Raw genomic sequence first — 24,359 nt, forward strand, 5'->3', positions numbered from 1 at the left:
ACGTACAAGAGTGTGAGAGACGCACAAAAGCATGAGATAGACGGAAATAGTAGCATGAGACAGAGCTGGTGTGTGAACCAACGTTCCATGACATTAATTCACTCGTCGAATGCTTGAAGGGTTTGGATTAGAGCACGAAGTCTTGAGACTAACAAGCTGCATACGTTAAAAAGGGGTGTCCCATCATCTATCTTTAAGATGACGGGACACCCCTTCTTTGTGATTTTTTTGATATAGAGGAGCCATCTTCCCTTATAACATGCGAACCGTTCTAACGATCACAGGAAACGCTATTTACCTACTTTTCGGCACTTCTGAATTCTAACGATCCGTACGGAGCTTATTTCTTGAAAATGTAGTCTTTTCACCCTGTTTTCCCCGGTTTGAATGGAAATAAGGTTTCTGGTGATCGTTAGAATATGAAATGACTAAAAATCGTACAAATAAGCTTCGTGGTGATCGTTAGCCGTTAGCCGCGAGAGTTACCACTAATTTTTCACAGGAATGCTCGGTTTTCTGTAGGAATCACTACGCTAAAGGCACAGTGGATACAACGAACCTGTCCATCTAGTTCATGGCTACCTACCATTACGCTAGAACTGGAAGCCTCGTTTTTTTTAATGCCTTCTCAGCTATTCCTCATCTACTGAACCTCATCTAGCTCGCACTGCGTGCAGCTCCCAGCAAGCGGTGCCCTGCTTCATGACGAGGGTGGTCTGCCGCAGAGTCAGTTTATCTACTTGTCTTCATCCATATTACCCATCTCGGTCAGCACCGTCGGCTGGTATCCATTACGACGGTTCCATAGCCACATAATAGCAAAGCCCGTTGCGCCGATGAGTGAAAAGAACACACCGATGCTGTACATCACTTCTGCGCCAAAACTTTGGAACAGCCATCCGCCAAACAGACCGGCAATGACACCGGAAAGACCGCCCCAAGCCATTGTGTACACCGCCTGTCCGGAGGAGCGATATGGTCTTGGGATAAACAGCATCGTTAGCTGAGTACCCACATAGAAATAACCGCCAAAGGTGACCGAATGCATAAGCTGAATAAAGACAACCTCCATCGGGTTGTTAGCCAGTGCCATGAGCTGCCAGCGTAGAGCAAACAACAGGCTGACCAGAATCAGAGAACCCAGCAGTATACTCATTTTTCGTTTCAGCAGCCGATCGAGTAACAGGAACACACCTACTTCAAGAATAGAAGATGTGAAGATGGCCCAGCCGACCATCTGTTTGTCGCCGCCCATTTCGACAATATAGAGCGACATAAATGTACTGTTCATAGCATTGGGTACCGATACGAGCACACCAAGGCCGATAAAAATCATAAAATACGGATTAAACATCACTTTGCCGAACCGCCGAAACGTCACAATCGGGGTATCGGAAGCAATGGGCTGCCTTGGCAAGAGTACAGAGAATACAAATGCTACAGCAATCATACATGCAAAAATAATGGATACACTGCTCACGCCAAAACGGTCAATAACCGGCCCGGCAGCAACTGCAGTCAGCGCCCAACCCAGAGAGCCCCAGAGCCGAAATGACCCGAACTTCTGACCTGTACCGTCGATATAACCGAGAATCAGACTGTTGGTCTGAGCAAATAACGGACTTTGGAAAAAATAAAAGAAAATCATGGCTACATATATCCAGGCATATGAGGGCGCATAAAATACACCCTGTGCAAGCACAAAGGTGCCTCCCATCATCATCATCAGCACGATGCGAATATTGCGCGATTTATCGCTCCAGAACCCCCAGAACGGATTGGCAAACAGAGATACAAAAGGACCGATGGCCATCAGGCTCCCGATCTCCAGTTTGGTCATACCAATCTCTTGAAGATAGAGCTGCAGGAATCCGGCAAAGATCGAAATGGCTCCATAGATGAAAAAGTTATATAGTTTCAGAGAGGTCAGCGAGGTTGTGCCTCTCACAGGTGCAGATCTGTCCAATTGAGCCATTCCTTTCCGAATCAAAATCATATTGTTCAATGTATCATTTGTTGAAAGGGGATTCAATGTATAGTATATGAATTAAAGGTATGCCCTAAGGTATGTCTTCATCCCAAAACGGATGTAACGATATGTATGATATGGATGTGTGCTTTATAAGTTCGGTATAAATTTAGGGTATGAGATATGACGTGCATCCGTATCGCTCGACTGCTGATATGTGATTTGGAGTTTCATTAATATATTTTACGAATAGAAACTCAGGTTCTTACGGGAAGAGGAGAGTACTGTACTATGGATGCTGAAAAATGGACGGGCATTATATTGGCAGGTGGATTATCCAGCCGGATGGGAACGAACAAAGCATTGCTTAAACTGAATGGTTCAGCCGTGTTAACTCATATGAACAATGCGATCAGACCCGCCGTATCCCGAATTGTTGTTGCAGCAGGGCCGAGCGAAGCAATCTACACCGCACTAGGGGATGAAGACTTCGAATGCGTAAAGGATGCTTATCCCGGAAAGGGGCCACTTGCTGGGCTTCACGCAGCGCTGACAGTATCCCATACTGAATGGAATCTGGTCAGTGCTTGCGATATGCCGCTTCTGCAAACCTCTTTTTTCAATGGGATGAAGAGGCTCGCAGCACAATATCCAACATGTAGCGTTATCGTTCCGCGAGTAGAAGGACGGATTCATCCCCTAGCAGGGGTTTACCATAGGCGCGTGCTTCCCTTGCTAGAGCAGTGCCTGATTCATGACCGGTTACGTGTCATTGGCTGGCTGGAAGAGATCGGCTGCCAATTTGTCGAAACAAACGAACTGGAGCAAGTGGGAATTGGGCATGCCGAACTACAATTAAGCAACATGAATACCCCCGAGGAATTCGAAAAAATACGGATTCGTCTTCAGCATTCTGAGCTTTCTTCTGAAGGCTGATTAACGGAATTCCGGCCGTTCTCAGCGTGCTGTCTCCGATACTGAAGTGGACTTTGGCCTGTCCAGCGTTTGAATTGCCTGCTGAAATGAGACAAGTGGGTGTAACCAAGTTTTATAGCAATCTCCCCAAGCGAAAGATCGGGCTGCTCGATCAGCATTTTGGCTTCCTGCAGTTTCAGATTGGACAGGTAGGCGCGCGGAGAATGACCAAACACCTTACGGAAAACCTGTAAACCGTATCCTGGACTGATGCCAAATGTTGCAATAATCTGTTCGACTTTCACTGAAGATACATTGCCGTCCCGTGATCGAAGCTGGGCATGAAAGGCCTGTTTGATCGCCTCGGCTATCGCTCCTGCGTAATGCATGGCTGTTGGGGCAGGGGCTTGCGCAGCAGCAACCGAAATGGTAGACTCCGGTGCATGATCTGCTGCTTGGGATAACAATGCAAACAGTTCGAACATACGCGCTTGCATGAGCAATTTATCCGTTGAAGTATACGCTTCGACCGTTTTAATCATGCCCATCCAACTTTCCAGCACAGCCCTTATTCTCATATTATCTCCTGTGCCTGCGGCATAGATTCTGCTGCGCTGGGATATTAGCTTTAAGGTAAAGACCGGATCATCCACATTAAAATGAGCGCTAAAATAGGTCATGCCTTCTGCTGAGATACATTCATTAGTATGCTTAAATCCTGGCGGAATGAGCAGGATCGAGCCTTCGTCTACCGTATATGTGTATCCATGAATCACACTCTCCTGTGTACCCTGAATGATCAGAATGATCTCAAAGCCGGGATGTGTTTCTTCAGGCATAGCCCACCCATACGGAACTTGTTGGCTGTGAGCACCATAAAACTTGATGTTACAATCGATAATCGGAAGCCAGTGAGCGAGCGTATGAAACGGCATCTCTCTAAGCTGCGAACGGATATCCATGACATTCACCTCGGAAAAGGGTAAAAAATACTCGCCTTGTGCCATCGGCACTATGCATGTACTTCATTATAATCAGTTTAACGCAGGCATCCTAATATCACGGGATATCCAGGTGAATTCAACAGATACTGTACAAGGATACCTTCTATAAAAGTTTTAATGTAAACGCTACCATTAAGAGCGGGAACATGTCAACTACCCAAATACCAACAACGTTATATAAGTTAAACAACTCATTTGCACAGAAACGGAGAGGACAGAAAAAACCTGGAGAAGCGAAGCGGTCGCTTAAAAGCTTTCTGAAAGAAAGCTACTTCGAAAGCATACGCTATCACCGGATTTTACCCTTGCAGAAAGTGGAATAAAAAAATCTGGGGATAAGGGCGAATGGAAGGTTATTCTGTCATTGTAGTGGACGTGCAAATAGGACGGGTTTCTCTTATATAAACCCACTCAAAGGAGAATTGATTATGGACAAATTATTATACGGCGTAGCCTATTACGATGAATATATGCCTTACGAGAGACTGGACAAGGATATTCAGATGATGAAAGATGCCGGAATCAATGTAGTACGTATAGCCGAATCGACCTGGAGTACCCATGAACCGCAAAATGGTGTGTTTGATTTCACTTCCGTAGATCGAGTGCTGGATGCCATGCATGCGGCAGGGATTCATGTCATTGTAGGCACACCCACGTATGCTGTTCCTACGTGGATGGTCAAGGAGCACCCGGATGTTCTGGCAACAACAGCACAAGGCCCAGGAAAATATGGGGCAAGACAGATTATGGACATTACCCATCCGACCTATCTGTTTTACGCAGAGCGCATCATTCGCAAGCTGATCTCACGCGTAAGTAACCATCCGGCTGTTATCGGATATCAGACAGACAATGAAACGAAGCACTACAACACAGCTGGAGACAATGTACAGCTTCAGTTTGTTAAATATATGCGCAACAAGTTTAGCTCGCTGGATGAGTTGAACCAAGAATTTGGACTTGATTACTGGAGTAATCGCATCAACAGCTGGGAAGACTTCCCTTCGGTTGTGGGTACGATTAACGGCAGTCTTGGAGCAGAGTTTGCCAAGTTCCAGCGGCAACTGGTCACGGATTTCTTGGCGTGGCAGGTGGGGATTGTGAATGAGTACAAACAGGAAGGTCAGTTTGTTACCCAGAACTTTGACTTTGAATGGCGCGGATATTCCTACGGCATTCAGGGGGATGTGGATCATTTTGCGGCATCCCAACCTTTTGACATCACCAGTGTAGATATTTATCATCCTTCCCAAGACGAGCTGACGGGCATTGAGATTTCGTTCGGAGGAGATGTGGCGCGTTCCACGAAACAATCCAACTATCTTGTCCTGGAGACCGAAGCACAGGCATTCTGGCACTGGGTTCCTTATCCGGGGCAGCTGCGATTACAGGCATTCAGCCATTTGGCTTCAGGTGCAAACATGGTTGCCTATTGGCATTGGCACTCGCTGCACAATTCGTTTGAGACCTATTGGAAAGGTCTGCTGAGCCATGATTTTGAACCGAATCCGGTGTATAACGAAGCGAAGACAATTGGTAGCGATTTTGCTCGCCTGAGTCCTAAGCTGGTGAATCTGAAGAAAACGAATCGGGTGGCTGTACTTTTCAGTAACGAGGCGTTGACCTCCATTAAGTGGTTCGGCTTTAACTTTACGAGTGACAAGAATTACAATGACGTTGTGCGCTGGATGTACGATGAATTGTATAAAATGAACATTGGCTGCGACCTTATCGATCCTTCCGTGGAGAGTTATGCAGATTATGATGTGCTTATGGTGCCTGCCCTGTATGCGGCTTCGGATGCATTGCTGGAAAAATTGAATCAATTTGTGCAGGATGGCGGACATATCGTGTACTCGTTCAAAAGCGGTTTTGCCAATGAGCACATTAAAGTGCGCTCTACGCGTCAGCCGGGAATGATCAGTGAAGCGTGTGGTATTAGCTACAACCTGTTTGTTGAGCCGAAGAATGTTGTGCTACGGGATGATCCGTTTGGTGTAGGTGAGGAGCATAATCAGGTACACACTTGGATGGAGCTGATTACACCGACGACTGCGGAGGTGCTTGCTTGGTACGATCATCCACACTGGGGAGAATATGCAGCAATCACGCAAAACAACTATGGCAAAGGCAAAGCAACATATGTTGGTTGTTATACGAGTGCTGCCGTCATTCGCAAGGTGCTGGAACGTGTGATGAAGGACGCAGGTGTGTGGGGAGCGGATCAGGAGCTTGCTTTTCCACTCATTGTGAAGAGCGGCGTGAACGATCAAGGCCAGACGATTCGCTATTACTTCAACTATTCAGATGAGCCGGCTTCTTTCCACAATCCGCATGGCGAAGGGACAGAGTTATTATCAGGAGATTCGATTGCTACTGGGCAAGAGATCGAGTTGGAACGGTGGGGTATCCGCATTATCGAACAAAACTAGGAAATAATAGGGCAAATTCATACGTACCAAGGAAAATAGAAAAAGGAATCAAAAAATCTGGGGATAACAGTGATTGGAGGGTTATTCTGTCATCAGAGTGGCCTGTGTAAAATCTTCAGTTCAATATTTACTTCTATTTTCCGAAAAAAATAACAAGACCATGGCGCCTTCAGCTCTGATGCTGGGGCGTTTGTCTTATTTTAGTTCAGGAGTGGATGCGCTGTGTTTACCGAACTCTATCGCCGGTTGATTGACCCTTTCAAGCGCAGCATTCGTAATAAATTGATTCTGACGATGACTCTGGTTGCGGTACTGCCAGTCATTGTGATGACCGCTGTTGCTGCCGAAAATGCACGTTCCTCCATGGAAGCCGAGATTATGGATACGAATCGGGTCAATATGAATTGGGCTTCAGTCTATCTGGCAGAACAGTTTACCCGCATGAATAATATTATTTATTCCATTCAGATCAGTGATGAGCTGCATCAGTATTTGGCATTGAATCGGGAAGCACCTGCTGCTACTCGCTTTGACGAACAGAAGGCTGTATTTAATATGCTCAATAGCGTCTACTATTCTGCCGGCAATTATGTGTTCGGCGTGGAGTTGTATTTGAAAGAGCAGGATACTTTGTTCACCTTCAATTCGATGGAATCCCGAATTAAGACGGTTGCAGATATCCCTGAAGGGTACTTTGAGCTTTTTGCAGAGCATAAAGACTTTACCATTATGAATGACCCGAAAGATCCGCAAAAGTTCCATATGACCCGCAGCATGAACCGCTTTGAGGATCAGGCTCAGATCGGGGCGATCAGTCTGGAGATCAAGTGGGCCGAGTTTAACCAGACGCTTGAACTGCTCGACAGCAGGGGAGATTATACCGCCTATATCGGGGATAGTTTAGGTCATCCGGTATATCAGCCGAACTCTTCCATCCAGCCATCGGATGAAGCGTTGAAGCAGCTGAGTGAAACGAAGGATAACGCCGGTTTTATTCGTACAGCACAGGAATATATTTTCTATCATGATATAGAGTCGACAGGACTACGTGTGATCAAAATCGTACCGGATCATGTCATTAATGAGAGTGCGCTGGAAACGATGAAGTATGGACTAGTGGTAGGCGGAGTGGCAACGGTCGTGTCTGTTGCTCTCGCAGCACTGGTCGCTTGGCGAACCTCGAAACCTATTGTCAAACTGGCGAATTCCATGAAGGGTATCCAGTTGATCAAGGATCGTAAAGTCGAGCGCAGCGGACGAGTGGATGAGATCGGCCTGCTGGAGAAAAATCTGCATGGGATGGCTAGCCGAATCCGAGAGCATATCCGGGACAACTATTTAATGAATCTGGAGAAGCGGACAGCCGAGCTCAAAGCGCTGCAATCTCAGATCCATCCCCATTTTCTGCAAAACACCCTACAGATGATCGGCGGCATGGTCTATTCACAAAAACCGGCAGATAGTTACAAAGTGATCCGGGCATTAAGTGAGATGTTCCGTTATATTGTGCGAGCGCCGGACGGCCTTGTCTCCTTGCAATCTGAACTTGATCAACTGGAGCACTATATGTTGATACAGAAGCAGCGTTTTGCGAGCAGGCTTGAATATAAGCTGGAAATGAAGGGAGAACTCCGAGAATGTTACATTCCGAAGTTATCATTGCAGCCCCTTGTAGAAAATGCATTTTTGCATGGGTTAGAGAAAAAGCCTGGGGAGTGGAAGCTAAACATCGAAGTGTTCTGTGATCCACAGCAGGGTAGGGTGACCATTCAAATTTGTGATAATGGCATGGGTATGGAGCCGGATAGGCTCGAAGAGATGCAATCGAAACTGGAACGCATTACGCGCCATACCGATCGGGTATGGAGTTCAGGCACGAGTATTGGACTGCTTAATGCCGCATCACGAATGGTGATGCATTTTGGACCCGATTACGGTATGCGTATGGAAAGTAAACTTGGGCAGGGAACAAAAGTGATCGTAACGATCCCTGCGCAACTGGAGGCGAATCCTTATGAGTAAGGAAAACTACAAAGTGCTGCTGGTGGATGATGAACCTTGGAATCGGGATATTATCCGCAATCTTGGTGAATGGAATGAGCTCGGTTTAGTCGTCTGCGGCGAAGCAGAGGATGGAGAACAGGCGATACAGATGGTCAAGGCGTTGCAACCTCATATTATCATTACGGATATGCGTATGCCCGGATCGGACGGCGTGGAGCTGATGCAGACACTGAGCAGTCAGTACCCCGAGATTAAGGTCGTTGTGGTGAGTGGTTATGATGATTTTAATTATGCCAAACATGCTCTGCGGTATCGTGCAGCGGACTACCTGCTGAAGCCAGTGAACCCGGATGAACTAAATGCTACACTGGCGAAATGTAGTCGTGAACTGGATAAAGCTGCTACGGCACCAGAAGCATGGGAAGCTTATCCGGCTTCATTCGCGGGTGAGTTCTCTTCGTTCCAGCAGCAAGCACGTCTACGCTTCAACAACCTGAACCTGCCGAGCCTGCGGGAATGGTTCCAGCAATTGGAGCAGAAGCTAGAACGGAGTGAAATTCGCAGACCCCGCCAGCTTGGACGCGTTGTATACGAGTTGCAGAACTTGCTGGACGAGTTGTGTGTCTCCAATGGGTTGTCTGATCGCTCGGATGAAGGGACGTTGCCGCCTGTAACAGCTCTAGCATCCATCTCCGCATCGGTGGAGTGGATCTCTGTTTCGTATGTTCAGGCATTGGAGCAGCTCATTGCACAGCGCAAGTATAAGAATAAGCTGAACCTTGAAGATGTGAAGCAATATATGGAACAGCACTGTATGGAGATGATTACACTGGAGCAGCTTGCCCAGATCTTTTTTGTCAGTAAGGAATATTTGAGCAAAGCTTTCAAGAAGGAATATGACGTGAACGTGACTGATTATGTGGTTCAGCTTCGGATGACCAAAGCAAAAGAATGGGTGATGGATGATCAGATTCCGTTCAAACATATCGCCGAGATGACGGGATATGAAGATGTGTCCTACTTCTACCGGGTATTTAAAAAGCACTTTGGTTTGTCGCCCGGAGAGATGCGTAAGGGCCAACATAAGTTGTCTAACCCATTCCCCGAATGATTCGTTCGGGGATTGTTGCTTGGATTAAGGTTTAAAATAATCCAATGGAAGAGTCTAATTTTGTCCAATGAAGCGCTTACATTTTGCGATATATAATAAGCCTATGAAAGACAAACCAGTCACACCGGGAGGTCATAAGAGATGAAAGTATGGAAAAGCGTTGTAAGTGCGGCACTGGTCAGCGTTCTGCTCGCAGGCTGCGGCTCGAATGCAGGCACGGATAATGAACAGAACGAAGTCAAAGCTGGCAGCACAGTAAACCTCAAAGTATTCATTGCTCAACCAAGGCTGAAAGAACATTACGATAAATATATAGAACAGTTCAAAGCCAAGGAAAAAGCAGATAAAAACATCGAAGTGAATGTGCAGCTGGAGATGCCGCCAGCAGATAATGCACCTCAGATTTTGAAAACAAGACTTGCTTCCAATGACGCACCAGACGTATTCGCTCTGCACGCGGTGAATGAAATACCACCTTTCAGCAAAGCTGGATATCTCGAAGACTTGTCCAATCAACCTTTTGTAGATAAACTTCTGGATTCGGTTAAACCTTCGGTAACGGATGCAAGCGGCAAAGTGGTTGCGGTTCCGCTGGAAACCTTGTCATGGGGTTATCTGTACAACAAAGATATCTTCAAGGAACAAGGGCTGGAGGTTCCAACAACGTTGACAGAAATGAAAGCGGTTGTAGAGAAGCTGAAAGCAGCTGGCATCACCCCGTTTGAGCTTTCCTACAAAGAAACTTGGGTTCCACAATTATTCCTGCCACTCACTGTAGGAGCACTAACACAGACGGAGCATAAAGATTTCGTGGAAAAAATGAACAAGGATGAAGCTTCCTTCTCGGATATGAAAGCCCTGTTTGATGTGTTCGATCTCGTTAATGCGAACGGAACGGATAAAGCGCTTGAAGTTGGAGCCGATGACGGCGCAGCGGCTTATGCTACAGGCAAAGCAGCGATGTGGATTCAAGGACCTTGGTACGCGGAAACGATTCTGAAGTCCAATCCCGACATTAATTTTGGTGTAGCGCCAATGCCGCTGAACGACAATCCGGATGATACCAAAATCAACCTGAGTACATCCACGTCACTGGCTGTATCGTCATCAAGTAAAAATAAAGAAGTGGCACTCGACTTTGTAAACTACATTCTCGATGACAAAGATTCAAGTGCATTCTATGAAGCACTCAAATTCAATCCGGTTGCCAAAGTGCATACCTTCAAGAGCTTCCCGTGGGTAGACGATGCTCTGAAATATGTAAACGAAGGCAAAGCTTATCAAGACCCAACGATTCCGCAAGCTGTGAAGGATGAGTCTGGTAAAGCTCTGCAAGGATACTACTCCGGACAGTTGAATCAACAACAGGTTATTGATGCGCTCGACAAGGCGTGGAAGTCCTACAATAAAGTCAACAAATAAGAGCTGGATGCTTCACAAGTAAGCGTCTGAACGATCAACAAGGTTGAGCTGTAGGAAAGCGGTATCCGCGTTTGTTGACAAAATCTCGTTCATGTACGTAGTAATCTCGGGGTTTTGTCAACAAATGAGCGGTACTTTATTTCGTCACAGTCTCGAAGCAGATGAAACGGCTGGCTGAACGATCTTCGTTCCCCCGTTAACCTTCATCCGCTGTGCAAAAAGGGGGAGAAGTTATGGCTACGAATGTGTTCAAAAAGTATCTTTCACTGCTCGCGTTCACAGCGCCAGCCTTTGTAATCTATGCGATTTTCCTGCTATACCCGACATTTAGCGGGATGTTCTACAGCTTGACGGATTGGAACGGATTAAACCGTGACTACAGCTTCATTGGTCTGGGTAACTTTGTGGAATTGTTCAAGGAAGATCCTGATTTCCTGAATTCCCTGTGGTTTACGCTGAAATATGTGATCTTTATGCTCATTCTGCAAAATGGAATCGCTTTGCTGCTCGCGGTGTTGATTGAATCACGTACACGCAGCAAAGGACTATTCCGGACGTTATTCTTCATGCCAAACATGATCAGTACCATCATCAGTGCATTCATGTGGACGTTCATCTTTTCCCAGGTGCTGCCGCAGCTGGCTGAGAAACTGGCGGTTTCTTTTCTCGACCAACAATGGCTCGGTGATCCGAAGTTCTCCTTCTACTCGATTCTGATCGTATCATTATGGAACGGTGTGGGTTATATGATGATCATCTACCTGGCTGCATTGCAAGGTGTACCGAAGAGTCTTAAAGAAGCGGCTGTCATTGACGGAGCTAATGCTTTTCAGGTGCTGCGTAACGTCGTACTGCCGATGATTACACACGCTGTTACGATCTGTTTCTTCCTGACATTGAATGGTGCATTCAAAGTGTTCGAGGTGGTCTATGGATTGACAGGCGGCGGCCCGGGCCGTGCTACACAGGTCATCACCATGAATATTTATGAAGAAGCTTTCTCCAACAACTTCAGATATGGTTATGCCAGTGCCAAATCCGTTGTCCTGTTCGTCATTGTATTGATATTTACACTCATCCAGATCACCGTCATGAAGAGAAAAGAGGTGGAGGCATGAGGATGCAGCGACTGAATAACTATTTGATTCGGCTGTTATTGATTCTCGGCTCCCTGGTGGCGATGCTGCCGATCTACATGGCTGTGGTGAACTCGTTCAAAACACAGGGCGAGATGTTCCAATCGTTTATCGCACTGCCAACCACACTGCATTGGGAGAATTACACGGATGCGTTTAACAAAATCAATCTGCTCGGCAGCTCGCTGAACTCTGCGATTGTATCCATACTGGGTATCGGGGGAATTGTGTTCTGCGCTTCGCTTGCAGGATACAAACTGTCGCGGACTTCCGGTCGACTCAGCAATCTGATTTTCTTCATGTTTGTTGCTTCGATGCTGGTGCCTTTCCATTCCATCATGATTCCGCTGACGCGTGTTGCGAAGGGCATGGGGGTACAAGGAAGTACTTACGGACTGGCTCTGATCTATATCGGACTTGGTGTAAACATGGCAATCTTCCTCTATCACGGGTTTGTAAAGTCCATCCCTCGTGAACTGGAAGAGTCAGCACAGATGGATGGATGTAACGAGTTCCAGACGTTCTTCCAGATCATCTTCCCGCTGCTGTTGCCAATCACAGTGACAATAGCGATTCTGGACTTCCTGTGGATCTGGAATGACTTCCTGTTACCGCTATTGATGTTGACGGATGTGAACAAATATACGCTCATTCTGTCCACAAATATGCTGTTTGGTGAGTATAACAAGGAATGGCCGTTAATTCTCTCATCTCTGGTTTTGACTGCAATTCCGGTTATCCTGATCTATGCATTCTTCCAAAAGTTTATTATGGAGGGTATTGCAGAGGGTGCGGTTAAAGGATAACAGTAGAGGCTTGTTCCTGTTCCTGCAATCCAACTCTTCACACTTAAGTGTGTAAAAGCTCATGCTTTTAGCCTTGAACTGCGGATATCCTCCGTTAGTTCAAGGCTATTCTCATTTATGGAAAGACAGGGAAACCAAGGTGAGCATCCCGAATAAGCACGGTTGAGTATCAGAGGTGCAATAGGGGACAACCATGTATTTTACAATTTTGCATTGCAAATAGATGCTGCTCACACGCTCGGCTTCATTAGCCTGCATGCTTCTTGTGCAAGGACAATCAGTCCGCGCTCCATCTCATCTTGCGAAGCATAGGCATAAGAGAGCCGGATATGACTCGCATCTAGCCGATCATACAGGTAACCTGGATGAATCAGTACGTCTTTTTCCAGACAAGCATGGAATAATCGGCGTATAGATAATGAATCTGCTGTAAATCGAATCCATATATAGAAACCGCCTTCAGGCTTTGCCCATTCTGCAATGTCATGAAAATAACGATGTAGTAGCCCCAGCATGAGGTCTCGGCGTCTTCGGAGTTCTGGGCGTAGCCGCTCCATATGGCTTGTATGATGGCCTTCCGCAAACCATAGTGCTGCTGCTTCCTGAGCGAGTGAACTAGTGCCGTAATCAGTCTGCATTTTAATATCAGCAAGACGGCGAATCAYGGGCACAGGACCCACAAGCCAGCCGAGACGAAGTCCAGGACTGACAGCTTTGGAGAGTGTGCCCATATGCAGCACTCGACCTTCCTGATCACTTGCCTTAAGTGGAGGAGGGGGAGGGTGATCCAGCCAAAGTTCCTGATAAGCGGCATCCTCCAAGATGGAAATACCGGAATTGCGCGCAAGGGACATCAATTCTTCCCGGCGCTGACAGCTCATGACACTGCCTGTAGGGTTATGAAAGCTTGGGATGGTGTACAGTAGCGGGAAGGATTCGCTGTCCAGTTCACTTTTCGCCATTTTTGCCGATTGTATTGCTCGTTTCAAATGCCCCAGTAGTATGCCCTCTTCATCCATGGTAATCCCGCTCAGCTTCAAACCGGCTGATTGGAACGCATGAATGGAATAGAGATACGATGGTTTTTCCAGCAACACAGCCGATCCGCGAGGCAGCAATCCTACGGAAATCAGATGCAGTGCCTGAAGAGAGCCGGATACAATAAGGATCGAATCAGGTGAAGCCTGAATGCCGCTGGACTGTAAGTGAACGGATAACGCTTCACGAAGCTCCAAACTACCTTGAGGTTCGATATAATTAAGGGGATGTGTACGGCTCGACATGTTCCTGAGAATTTCATTGAACGCTTCGTTAGGCATCTGTTCCGGCGCAAGTTCACCTGTTCCGAGCCGAATAATGCCAGGGCGGAATTCAGCCTGATTAATCTGCTGAATCTCGGGCAGGTTCGGATAGTACCAGCCTTCCTCGGCAGCTTCACTCCAGTTGGGCACAGAAGCGTGAGCCATGCTGTGCCACCCCGTACCGGAGACATAAGTTCCGCCGCCATGGCGCCCTTCGATCATACCTGCTGCAGTCAGGTTATCCAGAGCGGTGACCAGTGTACTACGGTTTACACTCATGGATGCGGCGAGTGTTCGCTGCGAAGGAAGACGGGTTCCGGCAGACCACTCACCGGTTATGATTTTTTGCCGGATATAGGCTTCGATCTGGCGATACAGAGGTACGTCAAGCGCAGGGTTTGGTTGCCAGCTGCGATTAGAAGAAATATCGGAATGTTCACGTCCCATCAGGTGGTTTCACCTCCTGTACTCGTAAAGATAAAGTTGTTGCGTAGCCGCTGCTATTCGTGTGCCTATGACAGTTGTTAAGATGTGCAAAGGCAGATGGTTCTAAGATGTACGTTATAGTAATCGTACCGTTCACTATACCATTTGGTTGGGTTCAAAGCCATCCAAGTGGCTGGTTACGTCTACCTTGATTTCATCTACGCTGTAGATAGAGATAAGGGGGATGGACAATGGACGTTTTTATTCATGCAGTGGTGCTGGCATTTGGCCTGATCTTACCGCTGGGTGTTCAGAATGTATTTATATTCAATCAAGGGTTAACGCAAAAGAAAGTTCGACATGCACTGCCCTCTGTAATAACAGCGGGAATCAGTGATACGTTACTGATTGCAGTCGCTGTGGGGGGAATGTCTCTCATTTTGGTTCAATGGCCATTATTGACGAATATCCTATACGGAGCAGGCAGCCTGTTTTTGCTCTATATGGCCTGGGGGCTGTGGAAATCATCCGATTCCTCCCAAGAAGTTCCAGTGGCTATGTCTGCAGGACGGCAGATTGCTTTTGCTGCATCTGTGTCCCTGCTCAACCCGCATGCCTTACTGGATACCGTAGCTGTAATTGGTACCAGTTCTATTCAGTATGCAGGGGCGGAGCGTATGTATTTTACGATCACAACAATGGCTGTATCCTGGATTTGGTTTCTGGGGCTTGCCGCTGCAGGCAGCGTAGTTGGCAATCATGATCGCACAGGGCATCTACGAGTTATGCTGAGCCGCGTATCCGCTTTGATTATGGTTGGAATTGCACTGATGATGTGCTGGAGGCTTTTTAACTCCTAGATCAGATGTTCAAAGTCCATGTACAGGGTGAATCAATGAAAACTAGAGGAATCGTAGAGTTTGGATGGATGTAAAAAGGGGACAACCTTGCACCTGCTAGCTAACACTTCGTACCAAAAAAAGCTCCCCGTCGTAGAATCACGGGAAGCCTGATGTATTCGTTTATTCTGCTTTGAGCAGCATCGATTCAATGAACACTTTAAGATCCTGGCTTGTTGCGTTCAAATGGTCAATAATCTCACTGAACTCCGTTACAAGTTCAGACTGTGCATTGCTTGACTGAGCAATAGAGGTAATCTCCTGCTCCATCTGCTGAATGGAGGACTGCACATCCTTGAGGGAACGTTCAATATTCACCGTCGCCTCTTTGGTTCCGGTGGACAGTTTACGCACCTCAGATGCAACTACACCGAACCCGGCACCTGCCGCGCCCGCACGAGCGGCTTCAATGGCTGCATTCAGGCCAAGCAAATTCGTCTGCTCCGATACTTCACGAATAAATACGGCAACTTTGTTGACCTCACCGGAGTTCTTCACAGCCAGGCGTGTATTGTCCAAAATTTGCGTAGACGAAGCAGTTAGTTGCTCGGACTGTGCAGCAACGGTCTGCACCATCTCTGATAGCCTGCTACTGATGCCAGTAATTAGGTCGGTAAAGTGCTCTAGCCTTTCTTCGTTTTGAAGTGAAAAACCTATAGCAAGCGTGCCCGCAATCTTTCCTTCATCGTCATGAAGCGGAGTGGCAGCCGATATAATAGCGGTGCCGTAAAATTTGGCGTCAATGCGATTGGCTGAAGTCTCCCCATGCACAAGCGCACGGCGCAGCGTAGGGTCTTCAAGAGAGATGGGATCTCCTGCTCTGATGCCAAGATCAAGCTCGTTGCTGGGAACGTAATACCAGAACTTCTCGGTATCGGTAACGGCGATCATGATATCGTGTTCCTTCAACATAATTTTAAAATAAGGACTTGCTGCAACGAGTGCTTCTACGATGTTCAATAAGGTCAGCTCCTATAGTGTGTGTATATATCATCTGGGTGTATATTATACATCGTCAGATCGATTAGCGAAATTTAGGCCTGAAAAGGGCATAACGTCTATTACATTTTTTTGAAGCATTTGAATCAGGGGATGTTGTATTTTTCATTAGATATATGCATAAGCGCAAAAAAACAGACGGGAACATCATGTTCTCGTCTGTTTTGATCATACATAAAACAGTATTTATTATGACTTTTTCAAATGACGGAATGTGCAACAAACGATGTGTTTTCCGTTAGGCGCTTGAAATATTTCTGTCGTGCCGTAAAGCTGTACTGCTTCGTTCTATCCACCGATTTGCGACATGCGTCGTACCGTCGGGGTGTGGGATTGCATTTTTTTCTCCAGCGCTAGCGCCATTTCATGATTTTTCGGTTTGGTACCGAGTGCTTTCAAGAAAAGTGCGGCCATCGCATCGGGATCATCTACATAGCGGCGAACATTGTATTCATCTGACCAGTACAGACAAGCCTTGATATGTCCGTCCGCTGTAAGTCGTAGCCGATTACAGTTATCACAGAAGTGGTCACTGACCGGATGAATAAGACCAAATGTGCCTTGGGAGCCTGCAATTTTCATATTACGTGACGGGCCGTTCCCGGCAGGGCCTTCGGTATTCTCAACCGTCCAGCCAGCCTCGGCACATACATCCGTTACGGCCTCCAGCGGCAAATACGATTTGCGCCAGGAGTCGGAAGCCTGCCCAATGGGCATGTATTCAATAAATCGCACATGTAGCGGCTGATCCATCGTCATGGCAATGAAATCTTTAATTTCATCATCATTGATGCCTTTCATGAGCACTACATTTAGCTTAATCGGTGCAAGACCGACAGCAGTGGCTGCCTCGATGCCCTTCAGCACCTTATTGACATCTCCACCGCGTGTGATCATAGAGAAGCGGTCAGCATGCAGGGAGTCCAGGCTAATATTAATGCGGTTCAGTCCAGCATCTTTCAAAGCCTGTGCCTGTTTGTCCAGCAACAAGGCATTCGTGGTCAGTGCAATGTCTTCAATGCCATCAATGGCAGAGATCATGCCCACAAGTTTATGCAAATCCTTTCGTACCAGCGGTTCTCCCCCCGTGAGCCGAACCTTGCGCATGCCCATCGGGGCGAGCACTTTTAGGACTTCCGTAATTTCTTCATAACTCATTATCTCATCATGCGGAGCAAACTCCATGCCTTCCGCGGGCATACAGTAGACACAGCGCAGATTGCAGCGGTCCGTAACGGAAATACGGATGTAGTCATGTATGCGGCCAAATGAATCCTGAAGCAGTTCCATGCAGACCACCCTTTCAACGGTTCAGATTGGAAACCTTCTATAATAAATGATACGACAATTGTAAAAGCAACAGTTGCATCAAATTTTAGCTATTTCTCCAATCCGCGTCAATGATGACGTCCCGTGACAGCAATTTAGGCAGGCTGATTCAGCTGGAATTGGCTGACGACTTGCTGTAGGAAAAGGGTAATGGCCTCCACATCATGGGAGGATTGCTGAACCTTCAACATATCCCGGATCAACGCCATCATCTCGGCTTCCACCTCGGTAGAGGTCACCCGATTTTGGTGGCTGATGGCAGCGATATTTTCCATCAAAAAGACGACCTGATCAACAACTTGGGTACGCTCGGCTTCTTCGGCAGTGGCTTTTTGGAGAAGCTCTGAGGCTGCTTGAACCAGCGTTGTTCCTTCTGCAAGCACCTGATCTCCTTCGGTGATTTGTTTGGAAGCTGCGCTTGCGGCCGTCGAGATCCGATCCAAAATCTGATGAATGTCCTCCGTGGAGGAACGGGACACATCGGCCAGCTTGCGAATCTCTTCCGCGACAACCGAGAAACCGCGTCCATGCTCTCCGACACGAGCGGCTTCGATTGTCGCATTTAATGCAAGCAGGTTGGTCTGTGCGGAAATTTCTTCAATGACCGCCAAGGCACGGTAGATGTCTTTCATTGTGCCCAGAAAGGAGAGAATCGTCTGGTTTGTATCCGACACGGCACCGGAGATTTGAATCATTTTATCACCGATGCGATCTACTTCCTGTCTTGCTACACCAATCTGTTCATTGGCGGATGACTCCAACTGCTTTAGGGTTAAACGCATATGATCAGCGGCCAGCTTGGCTTGATCCAGGTCTTGCAATTGCGTACGGGTAGCTTGAATCATTGAACCAAGCTTGAGGTTAACGCGGTCAGTAGTCACTTGAGTGGTCTCTGTAGATGCACGCATCAGATGCTGATTATCCATCACGTCCACTGTAGCCCGCTGAACTTTGAGCATAATACTCTCCAGAGAATCGATCATGTTATTAATCCATTTGGCCAGTTCACCCGATTCATCTTGAGCGAAAGCATTCGTGTCCAGACGCTGAGTCAGATCACCTTTACCCTCTGCATTTACTCGAATGAATTGACTGAGACTGCGCAAGTCTGTATGAACGCGGTTGTATTGTTTACGATGAAGCTGGAACGCACCAAAGAATCCAAAGATGATATTAAAGCCAGCGATTGCAGCAGCGCTCCATCCGCTGCCTGTCAGCGCAAAAATCAAGGCGGCAGCAAGAACGGATGAGAGCATAATATAAACGCTATGCTGTTTGGATTGTCGCCATCCGATACTGCGTATGCGGTACACTTCTTCCAGATCACCTTCGCACATCATGCCCCAGCGATCCGGGCAGTGCGGGAGTTGAAAGGTGATACCTTTACCGATGACGGGAATATGGCGGTAATCTGAATAACCGGGATAGGCTACAAACAGATTAGAGCCATGTTGAATCGTTTTCGATACTCCAGGATGTAATTGGTCTGTAGAGGGATCGGTAAACATCAGCTCAAGCTCTGTATGCTTCTGGACAGACACGATGCCCCAATCGGTGGTCACACCATCTTTCAGGTTTTCCCCATGTGTAAACGTTTGATCCTCAAAGCGGCTCCTAGATAGAGCGGTACCTAGCTGTAGCTCAGGTCGCAAGACAGACTCGGCCATAAACAGATAGTTATCACCTGAGTCCGGGTAGATATGTCCCGATTCACGCTGAATGAGGTCACCAAGCACGTCGCCAGGAATACGGTTGCATAAAGCACCGACATAACTACCTTGCTGCACGATAGGGGCAATGAACATCAGGGTAACCGCATCATGAAATGTGGACGAGCGTGGCCCCATCTCGAGTGTAAGCGGATCAGAATACGGACCGTACAGACACTTCCGGCCTTGTATACCTGCCTGTGCATAGCTCAATCCGGGACCAAAGGATCTATGCTCGTTAGGGGTATAATGTTGACCTATATGTTTCTTATATGTAGAAAATACAACCTCATTTTGCTCGTTGAGCATGAACCACTCCGTGCTATCCTGAGTTCGTGCGTAGGTCGCCTTAAACCAGGTATCGATCTTATCTGTCTGTGGTGATCCGGGCTTCACACTTTGGAGGTCAACCGATTCGATCTGATGAAGCAATCGATCCAGATGGCTCCATTGATCACTCGCCCAATCCATCAGTAATTGTCTTCTAGTCTCCGCGATCCCTTCAAAAATGTGCTCCACATCTTCCTTACGGTGTGCGTTTAACCGATAAGACCACCATAGTGGTAATCCTTTTTTCCATCCCAGCCAATCAAACATGATGACCACCCCAAATTTTGGATTTAAAAAGATTTGAACAGCCCTCAAACATGTCGTTTTCCATGATTTTGTGGTAATTCAATTCAAGCTATAAGTGATATAACTGTATCCGACGATGGCTTCATTGCATTCTCTATCTATATCCATCGTTATACATGAAATCTCATAGGATTACGAGGGGTTATGTCATATTTTCCGAATATTTCATCAATTAATACAAATGAATATACGCTGTTTGCAGAAGAGGGAGTGGAGAGGGCGTTTCATTTATGGTAGCTGCATGTTAGTTCATATCACAACAAATGTGTAACAGATATGCTGAGAATCAATCTCATTTTACAGTTTGTCACATGTTCAAGCCCATACTCCAAACAGTTTGTATAATGTAATTTTCACGTAAAGCGATATAGTAGTATCTAACAAGTCAACCCGTTACGTTTGTGTAGGTTAACCTTCCACCGATCAACCGATGTCGTCTCCAACCACCCCATCCTTCAAAAGGAGAATGCCTATGACCTCTCCCTATGTTGTATCACTTCATCAATCTACGAAAAGTGCCGCTGAACAGCTTCTTATTGATGTGGATCATGTTTCTGTCATTTTTGGCAGTGGTCCTCAGCAAGTAACTGCCCTATCCGATGTGACGTTTCATATTGCCCCCAATGAATTTGTCTCCCTGCTCGGTCCCTCCGGCTGTGGCAAATCAACATTACTCCGAATTGTCGCTGATCTTCTCCAGCCAACAACAGGCCGTGTCCAGATTGCTGGACAGGAACCAAAGCAGGCGAGACTGCAACGGCAATTTGGCATCGTTTTTCAGACTCCGGCCCTGTTCGATTGGCGTACAGTTCGTCACAATGTAGAGCTGCCGCTGGAACTACTAGGTACCCGGCGAAAAGAGTGTCGACGCATTAGCAGTGAACTGCTGGATATGGTTGGACTGACTAGATTTGCAGATCATTATCCATGGCAGCTGAGCGGAGGGATGCAACAACGCGTGTCCATTGCACGTGCGCTGGCGCTTGATCCACCCCTTCTGTTAATGGATGAGCCGTTCTCTGCGCTGGATGAATTCACCAAAGAAAAACTGCAGATGGAGCTGCTTGAGATCAAACGTTCTACCGGTAAAACCTTCCTCTTTGTTACCCATAGCATCCCCGAAGCAGTCTTTTTATCAGACCGCATCATCGTACTCTCTGCCCATCCGGGCCAAGTGCATTCGATCCATTCCGTAAACCTTCCAGCTGAGCGAGTGAGCCAGTTGAGGGAAACCGAACCTTTCTATCAGATGATAACGACGATTCGTAACTGTTTTCATGAGGAGCGTGATAAAGCCCATGTTCCTTCGTTTACTTAAACCGGGTTACCGTGCCTGGGTAATGATCTGGATCATATCGATTTTCGTCCTTTGGGAAGGGCTAGCTTGGACGTTACATCTGTTTATGTCTCCGCAGCAGGCCACTTCTCGTCTACCATATCTTCACGTTGTCATGGAGTCATTTTTCCGTCACTGGAACACGCTGGCGGAGCAAGGTTCGGTTACCTTTGGCAATGCTGCCATCGGTTTCGCCGGAGGAACATTGCTGGGGGCATTACTGGCACTGCTCATGAGCGCCGCGGTCTGGATCGAACGCACGTTATCTCCTTATGTGGTGTCTTCTCAGATGGTTCCGGTCATCGGGCTAGCTCCGATTGTATATGGCATTATTCACAACGCCGAGTGGGCGCGAATTGTCATGGCGGCATATGTTACCTTTTTCCCTGTCATCATCCATACCTTAAAAGGGTTGAAAAGTGCTTCTCCCCAGCATCTGGAACTCATGCGCGCCTACGGCACTTCGTGGAGAGCACGTTACGTAAAGTGTTTACTGCCTTCGGCGCTTCCAGGTCTATTCTCCGGCATGAAAATTGCGGCTCCGCTCGCAGTGACCTCCTCGATTGTCGTGGAACTGATGGGCGCACCTGATGGACTTGGCGTGCTGATGGTCAGCTCACTGTATTATGGTTCAGCACAAGCGGGTATGTTCTGGGCAACCATCATGCTCAGCATGGGCATTGGCCTCATCTTCTATCTTTTCATCAGCTTGGCTGAACGCTGGCTTACCCCATGGCAGCCCGAATTCAGACCCAAAGGAGGGGAGTAGCCGTGAGCAAAAGCAGTGTACTCCAGCGAAAAAGTGATGAGGGAACAGCAAGCGGAGTTACGGGGCATCCTCTTCCTGGCAATAGGGGACAGAGACAACAAACAGAACATTCTTCCTCATCTGCTGGTCATTTCCGCACAAGTACTTCGCGTATTGGCATGAAGGCCGGCATGCTGCTCCGCAACCTGTTGCCTTGGCTCGCAGGAGCGATCTTTCTAACATTGTGGCAACTGCGCTTCTTTCATGTGCTACTGTCACTGGAAGATTATCAGTTGCCCGTACCCTCTGCCATTGCTGCGTCTATCCGGGAGAACGCCGAGATGCTCTTCCGCTATGCCATCTACAGTAGTACGGAGATGCTGGGCGGTTTTCTGATTGGCTCGCTGCTAGGGGCTCTGGCTGCGATGGGAGCGTCACTTTTCGCGAATAGTGGCAGGGCTGTCGTTACAGTCTTGTCTGCACTTAATGCTGTTCCGATTGTGGCTCTGGCTCCGATCATGAACAACTGGTTCGGAGACGGGATCTGGTCCCGTATCGCCGTCGTGTCGGTCATCACGATGGCTGCAATGGCCGTCAGCCTGTTCAAAGGGCTGACCTCTATTCAGCCGCAGTATGAAGAACTGCTGAGTAGCATGGCGGCGAGCAGGAAACAGTTCTTTTGGAAGCTGAGGATGCCCCATGCGCTGCCATCTCTCTTTGCGGGTCTGAAAATCAACATGTCGACCAGTATTATCGGCGCGATTGTTGGGGAGTTTTTTATCGCATCCCAAGGGCTGGGTTACTTGCTCTCTGATCAGATTCGGCTTGCCAACATGCCGCTGGCCTGGTCCTGTATCGTCATCGCATCAATCCTCGGCATTGTACTCTATGAGACGGTTGTTCTGGCTGAAAAGCGCCTGCTTCACTGGAGTCGTGTGCACTCGGAAGCGAAGTAGGCAGGCATGTACAGAAAAAGAATGCACATGAATAAGGATTCGATTATCCCTCCATACAATTCTGAATGCTCTGTGTTCTAGCAGAAGATTCGTTCTCCGTTTCTCGTACCGTTAACAAAATCGATATATAAACAGGGGGTTGTTCTGTACATGTACAAAACGTTGAAGCCGGGTTTAGGGATGTTGATCTTGTGTGTGGTGCTGGTGCTGGCAGCATGTTCCGCAAAAAGCGAGCCGGCGGCGCAGCCAGCCGCCGTAAGCTCGGGTGGTTCAGGAACCGCAGAGCAGGCATTAACCAAAGTGAAGATTCAGCTTAAATGGGTACCGCAAGCACAGTTTGCCGGAATATATGCCGCGAAGGAACAAGGTTTTTTTGCAGAAGAAGGTATTGATGCAGAGATTATTCCAGGGGGGCCGGATATCGTCATCGAACAGCAGGTCGTTAATGGAGCAGCCGATGTGGGCATTACCGGAGTAGATAGTCTACTGGTCAGCCGGGATAACGGTCTCCCCCTCGTTTCTCTTGCCCAGATCTCACAGAAGAGTAGTTATCGACTGATTGCGAAGAAGTCCGCAGGCATTACCGATCCGGCACAGATGAAGGGCAAGAAGGTGAGTACCTGGTTTGGAAGTCAGCAATTTCAGGTGCTTGCTTTTATGGAGAAGAATGGACTCGATCCGAAAAAGGATATTGAGCTGGTGAAGCAGGGCTTTACGATGGATCAGTTTTTCAATGATCAGGTGGATGTGGCTACAGCCACGATTTATAACGAATATCACGTTGTACTGGAAAGCGGCACAAAAGAATCGGATCTGAACGTGTTCAACATTGAGGATGCCGGAGTCGGCATGCTGGAGGATACGCTGATTGCCAAGAAGGACTGGGTGGAGAACAATCACGAATTGGCGGTAAAAGTAACCCGGGCCATCCTGAAAGGCTGGAACTACGCCATTGATCATCAGGATGAGACGGTGGACATCGTGATGAATAATGTGACGGAGGGGAGTACGACTCGTGAACATCAAGTGACGATGCTTGAAGAGATTGCCAAGCTGATTCGTCCGGAAGGGTTTACCGAGAAACAAGTGGGAAGTTTTGTCGAGGAATCGTTTACCCGCACGGCAGATATTGCACTGAAATATGGACTGATCAAGAAAGCAGCCAATCTGGATGAAACACTAGAGAAGAGTATATATGAAGAGGCCGTGAAATAAACC

At 47.5% G+C, this 24,359-nt stretch carries 18 protein-coding genes; 12 read left to right on the top strand and 6 right to left on the bottom strand.

Going from position 1 to position 24,359, the window contains the following annotated elements; genetic code table 11:
* Positions 1 to 736: 736 nt before the first annotated feature.
* Positions 737 to 1,975: an MFS transporter gene (locus tag AB4Z30_RS16310; protein ID WP_441928485.1), complete on the bottom strand. Its 1,239-nt coding sequence runs from the start codon at positions 1,973 to 1,975 to the stop codon at positions 737 to 739.
* 285 nt (positions 1,976 to 2,260) lie between these two features.
* On the opposite strand from AB4Z30_RS16310, the gene AB4Z30_RS16315 reads away from it, so the two are divergent.
* On the top strand, positions 2,261 to 2,905 hold the full coding sequence (locus AB4Z30_RS16315) for a molybdenum cofactor guanylyltransferase (RefSeq protein WP_441928190.1): 645 nt from the start codon (positions 2,261 to 2,263) through the stop codon (positions 2,903 to 2,905).
* Here the strand turns inward: AB4Z30_RS16315 and AB4Z30_RS16320 are convergent.
* A complete protein-coding gene (locus tag AB4Z30_RS16320) occupies positions 2,875 to 3,846 on the bottom strand; it encodes an AraC family transcriptional regulator (protein WP_441928192.1) in 972 nt (323 codons plus the stop codon). The two genes, AB4Z30_RS16315 and AB4Z30_RS16320, sit on opposite strands and share 31 nt — an antisense overlap.
* Before the next feature lie 470 nt (positions 3,847 to 4,316).
* Between AB4Z30_RS16320 and AB4Z30_RS16325 the strand changes: the two genes are divergently transcribed.
* The 6 genes from AB4Z30_RS16325 to AB4Z30_RS16350 all read left to right on the top strand — a co-directional run bounded on the left by AB4Z30_RS16325 (position 4,317) and on the right by AB4Z30_RS16350 (position 12,802).
* Positions 4,317 to 6,323, top strand: a complete 2,007-nt coding sequence (locus AB4Z30_RS16325) for a beta-galactosidase (RefSeq protein ID WP_441928194.1) — start codon at positions 4,317 to 4,319, stop codon at positions 6,321 to 6,323.
* Positions 6,324 to 6,545: 222 nt separating this feature from the next.
* Entirely contained in the window at positions 6,546 to 8,345 is a 1,800-nt protein-coding gene (locus tag AB4Z30_RS16330; protein ID WP_441928196.1) for a sensor histidine kinase, read from the top strand.
* Positions 8,338 to 9,438 (top strand): response regulator transcription factor, encoded by a 1,101-nt coding sequence (locus tag AB4Z30_RS16335; protein ID WP_441928198.1) that lies wholly within the window; start codon positions 8,338 to 8,340, stop codon positions 9,436 to 9,438. The genes AB4Z30_RS16330 and AB4Z30_RS16335 overlap by 8 nt, the downstream gene beginning before the upstream one ends.
* Before the next feature lie 141 nt (positions 9,439 to 9,579).
* The gene (locus tag AB4Z30_RS16340; RefSeq protein WP_441928201.1) at positions 9,580 to 10,860 is read left to right on the top strand and encodes an ABC transporter substrate-binding protein; all 1,281 of its coding nucleotides are present in this window, start codon (positions 9,580 to 9,582) and stop codon (positions 10,858 to 10,860) included.
* Between the two features lie 233 nt (positions 10,861 to 11,093).
* Positions 11,094 to 11,978, top strand: a complete 885-nt coding sequence (locus tag AB4Z30_RS16345; RefSeq protein ID WP_441928203.1) for a carbohydrate ABC transporter permease — start codon at positions 11,094 to 11,096, stop codon at positions 11,976 to 11,978.
* Complete coding sequence (locus AB4Z30_RS16350) at positions 11,975 to 12,802, top strand: carbohydrate ABC transporter permease (protein WP_434749109.1); 828 nt, start codon at positions 11,975 to 11,977, stop codon at positions 12,800 to 12,802. The genes AB4Z30_RS16345 and AB4Z30_RS16350 overlap by 4 nt, the downstream gene beginning before the upstream one ends.
* 230 nt (positions 12,803 to 13,032) lie before the next feature.
* Here AB4Z30_RS16350 and AB4Z30_RS16355 read toward each other — a convergent pair whose 3' ends face one another.
* Positions 13,033 to 14,550 carry an aminotransferase-like domain-containing protein gene (locus tag AB4Z30_RS16355; RefSeq protein WP_441928205.1) on the bottom strand — a complete coding sequence of 506 codons (1,518 nt, stop codon included), beginning with the start codon at positions 14,548 to 14,550 and terminating at the stop codon, positions 13,033 to 13,035.
* A gap of 230 nt (positions 14,551 to 14,780) precedes the next feature.
* Here AB4Z30_RS16355 and AB4Z30_RS16360 point away from each other — a divergent pair, with 230 nt between their 5' ends.
* Positions 14,781 to 15,389, top strand: a complete 609-nt coding sequence (locus AB4Z30_RS16360) for a LysE/ArgO family amino acid transporter (protein WP_441928207.1) — start codon at positions 14,781 to 14,783, stop codon at positions 15,387 to 15,389.
* A 162-nt stretch (positions 15,390 to 15,551) separates the two neighbouring features.
* On the opposite strand, the gene AB4Z30_RS16365 is transcribed toward AB4Z30_RS16360, so the two are convergent.
* From AB4Z30_RS16365 to AB4Z30_RS16375, 3 genes are all read right to left on the bottom strand, one after another.
* On the bottom strand, positions 15,552 to 16,388 hold the full coding sequence (locus AB4Z30_RS16365) for a methyl-accepting chemotaxis protein (RefSeq protein ID WP_441928209.1): 837 nt from the start codon (positions 16,386 to 16,388) through the stop codon (positions 15,552 to 15,554).
* Positions 16,389 to 16,715: 327 nt separating this feature from the next.
* A complete protein-coding gene (moaA, locus tag AB4Z30_RS16370; RefSeq protein WP_441928211.1) occupies positions 16,716 to 17,717 on the bottom strand; it encodes a GTP 3',8-cyclase MoaA in 1,002 nt (333 codons plus the stop codon).
* Positions 17,718 to 17,851: 134 nt separating this feature from the next.
* Positions 17,852 to 20,062: a methyl-accepting chemotaxis protein gene (locus AB4Z30_RS16375; RefSeq protein WP_441928213.1), complete on the bottom strand. Its 2,211-nt coding sequence runs from the start codon at positions 20,060 to 20,062 to the stop codon at positions 17,852 to 17,854.
* Between the two features lie 511 nt (positions 20,063 to 20,573).
* Between AB4Z30_RS16375 and AB4Z30_RS16380 the strand changes: the two genes are divergently transcribed.
* From AB4Z30_RS16380 to AB4Z30_RS16395, 4 genes are all read left to right on the top strand, one after another.
* Positions 20,574 to 21,419 (top strand): ABC transporter ATP-binding protein, encoded by an 846-nt coding sequence (locus AB4Z30_RS16380; protein ID WP_441928215.1) that lies wholly within the window; start codon positions 20,574 to 20,576, stop codon positions 21,417 to 21,419.
* Entirely contained in the window at positions 21,400 to 22,206 is an 807-nt protein-coding gene (locus tag AB4Z30_RS16385) for an ABC transporter permease (protein ID WP_441928217.1), read from the top strand. Before AB4Z30_RS16380 ends, AB4Z30_RS16385 begins: the two co-directional genes overlap by 20 nt.
* Before the next feature lie 2 nt (positions 22,207 to 22,208).
* On the top strand, positions 22,209 to 23,141 hold the full coding sequence (locus tag AB4Z30_RS16390; RefSeq protein ID WP_441928219.1) for an ABC transporter permease: 933 nt from the start codon (positions 22,209 to 22,211) through the stop codon (positions 23,139 to 23,141).
* Positions 23,142 to 23,291: 150 nt separating this feature from the next.
* Positions 23,292 to 24,356, top strand: a complete 1,065-nt coding sequence (locus AB4Z30_RS16395; protein ID WP_441928221.1) for an ABC transporter substrate-binding protein — start codon at positions 23,292 to 23,294, stop codon at positions 24,354 to 24,356.
* The last annotated feature ends 3 nt before the right edge of the window (positions 24,357 to 24,359 follow it).

Source organism: Paenibacillus sp. 2TAF8, assembly GCF_052114825.1.
In the GTDB taxonomy this organism is placed as follows: domain Bacteria; phylum Bacillota; class Bacilli; order Paenibacillales; family Paenibacillaceae; genus Paenibacillus.

What these genes read in the sequence shown, in the direction of transcription:
- AB4Z30_RS16315 (WP_441928190.1), top strand. Translation starts at nt 2,261, where the DNA reads ATGGATGCTGAAAAATGGACGGGCATTATATTGGCAGGTGGATTATCC.
- AB4Z30_RS16360 (WP_441928207.1), top strand. Translation starts at nt 14,781, where the DNA reads ATGGACGTTTTTATTCATGCAGTGGTGCTGGCATTTGGCCTGATCTTA.
- moaA (WP_441928211.1), bottom strand. Translation starts at nt 17,717, where the DNA reads ATGGAACTGCTTCAGGATTCATTTGGCCGCATACATGACTACATCCGT.
- AB4Z30_RS16345 (WP_441928203.1), top strand. Translation starts at nt 11,094, where the DNA reads ATGGCTACGAATGTGTTCAAAAAGTATCTTTCACTGCTCGCGTTCACA.
- AB4Z30_RS16310 (WP_441928485.1), bottom strand. Translation starts at nt 1,975, where the DNA reads ATGGCTCAATTGGACAGATCTGCACCTGTGAGAGGCACAACCTCGCTG.
- AB4Z30_RS16380 (WP_441928215.1), top strand. Translation starts at nt 20,574, where the DNA reads ATGACCTCTCCCTATGTTGTATCACTTCATCAATCTACGAAAAGTGCC.
- AB4Z30_RS16335 (WP_441928198.1), top strand. Translation starts at nt 8,338, where the DNA reads ATGAGTAAGGAAAACTACAAAGTGCTGCTGGTGGATGATGAACCTTGG.
- AB4Z30_RS16350 (WP_434749109.1), top strand. Translation starts at nt 11,975, where the DNA reads ATGAGGATGCAGCGACTGAATAACTATTTGATTCGGCTGTTATTGATT.
- AB4Z30_RS16375 (WP_441928213.1), bottom strand. Translation starts at nt 20,062, where the DNA reads ATGTTTGATTGGCTGGGATGGAAAAAAGGATTACCACTATGGTGGTCT.
- AB4Z30_RS16320 (WP_441928192.1), bottom strand. Translation starts at nt 3,846, where the DNA reads ATGGATATCCGTTCGCAGCTTAGAGAGATGCCGTTTCATACGCTCGCT.
- AB4Z30_RS16340 (WP_441928201.1), top strand. Translation starts at nt 9,580, where the DNA reads ATGAAAGTATGGAAAAGCGTTGTAAGTGCGGCACTGGTCAGCGTTCTG.
- AB4Z30_RS16325 (WP_441928194.1), top strand. Translation starts at nt 4,317, where the DNA reads ATGGACAAATTATTATACGGCGTAGCCTATTACGATGAATATATGCCT.
- AB4Z30_RS16395 (WP_441928221.1), top strand. Translation starts at nt 23,292, where the DNA reads ATGTACAAAACGTTGAAGCCGGGTTTAGGGATGTTGATCTTGTGTGTG.
- AB4Z30_RS16385 (WP_441928217.1), top strand. Translation starts at nt 21,400, where the DNA reads ATGTTCCTTCGTTTACTTAAACCGGGTTACCGTGCCTGGGTAATGATC.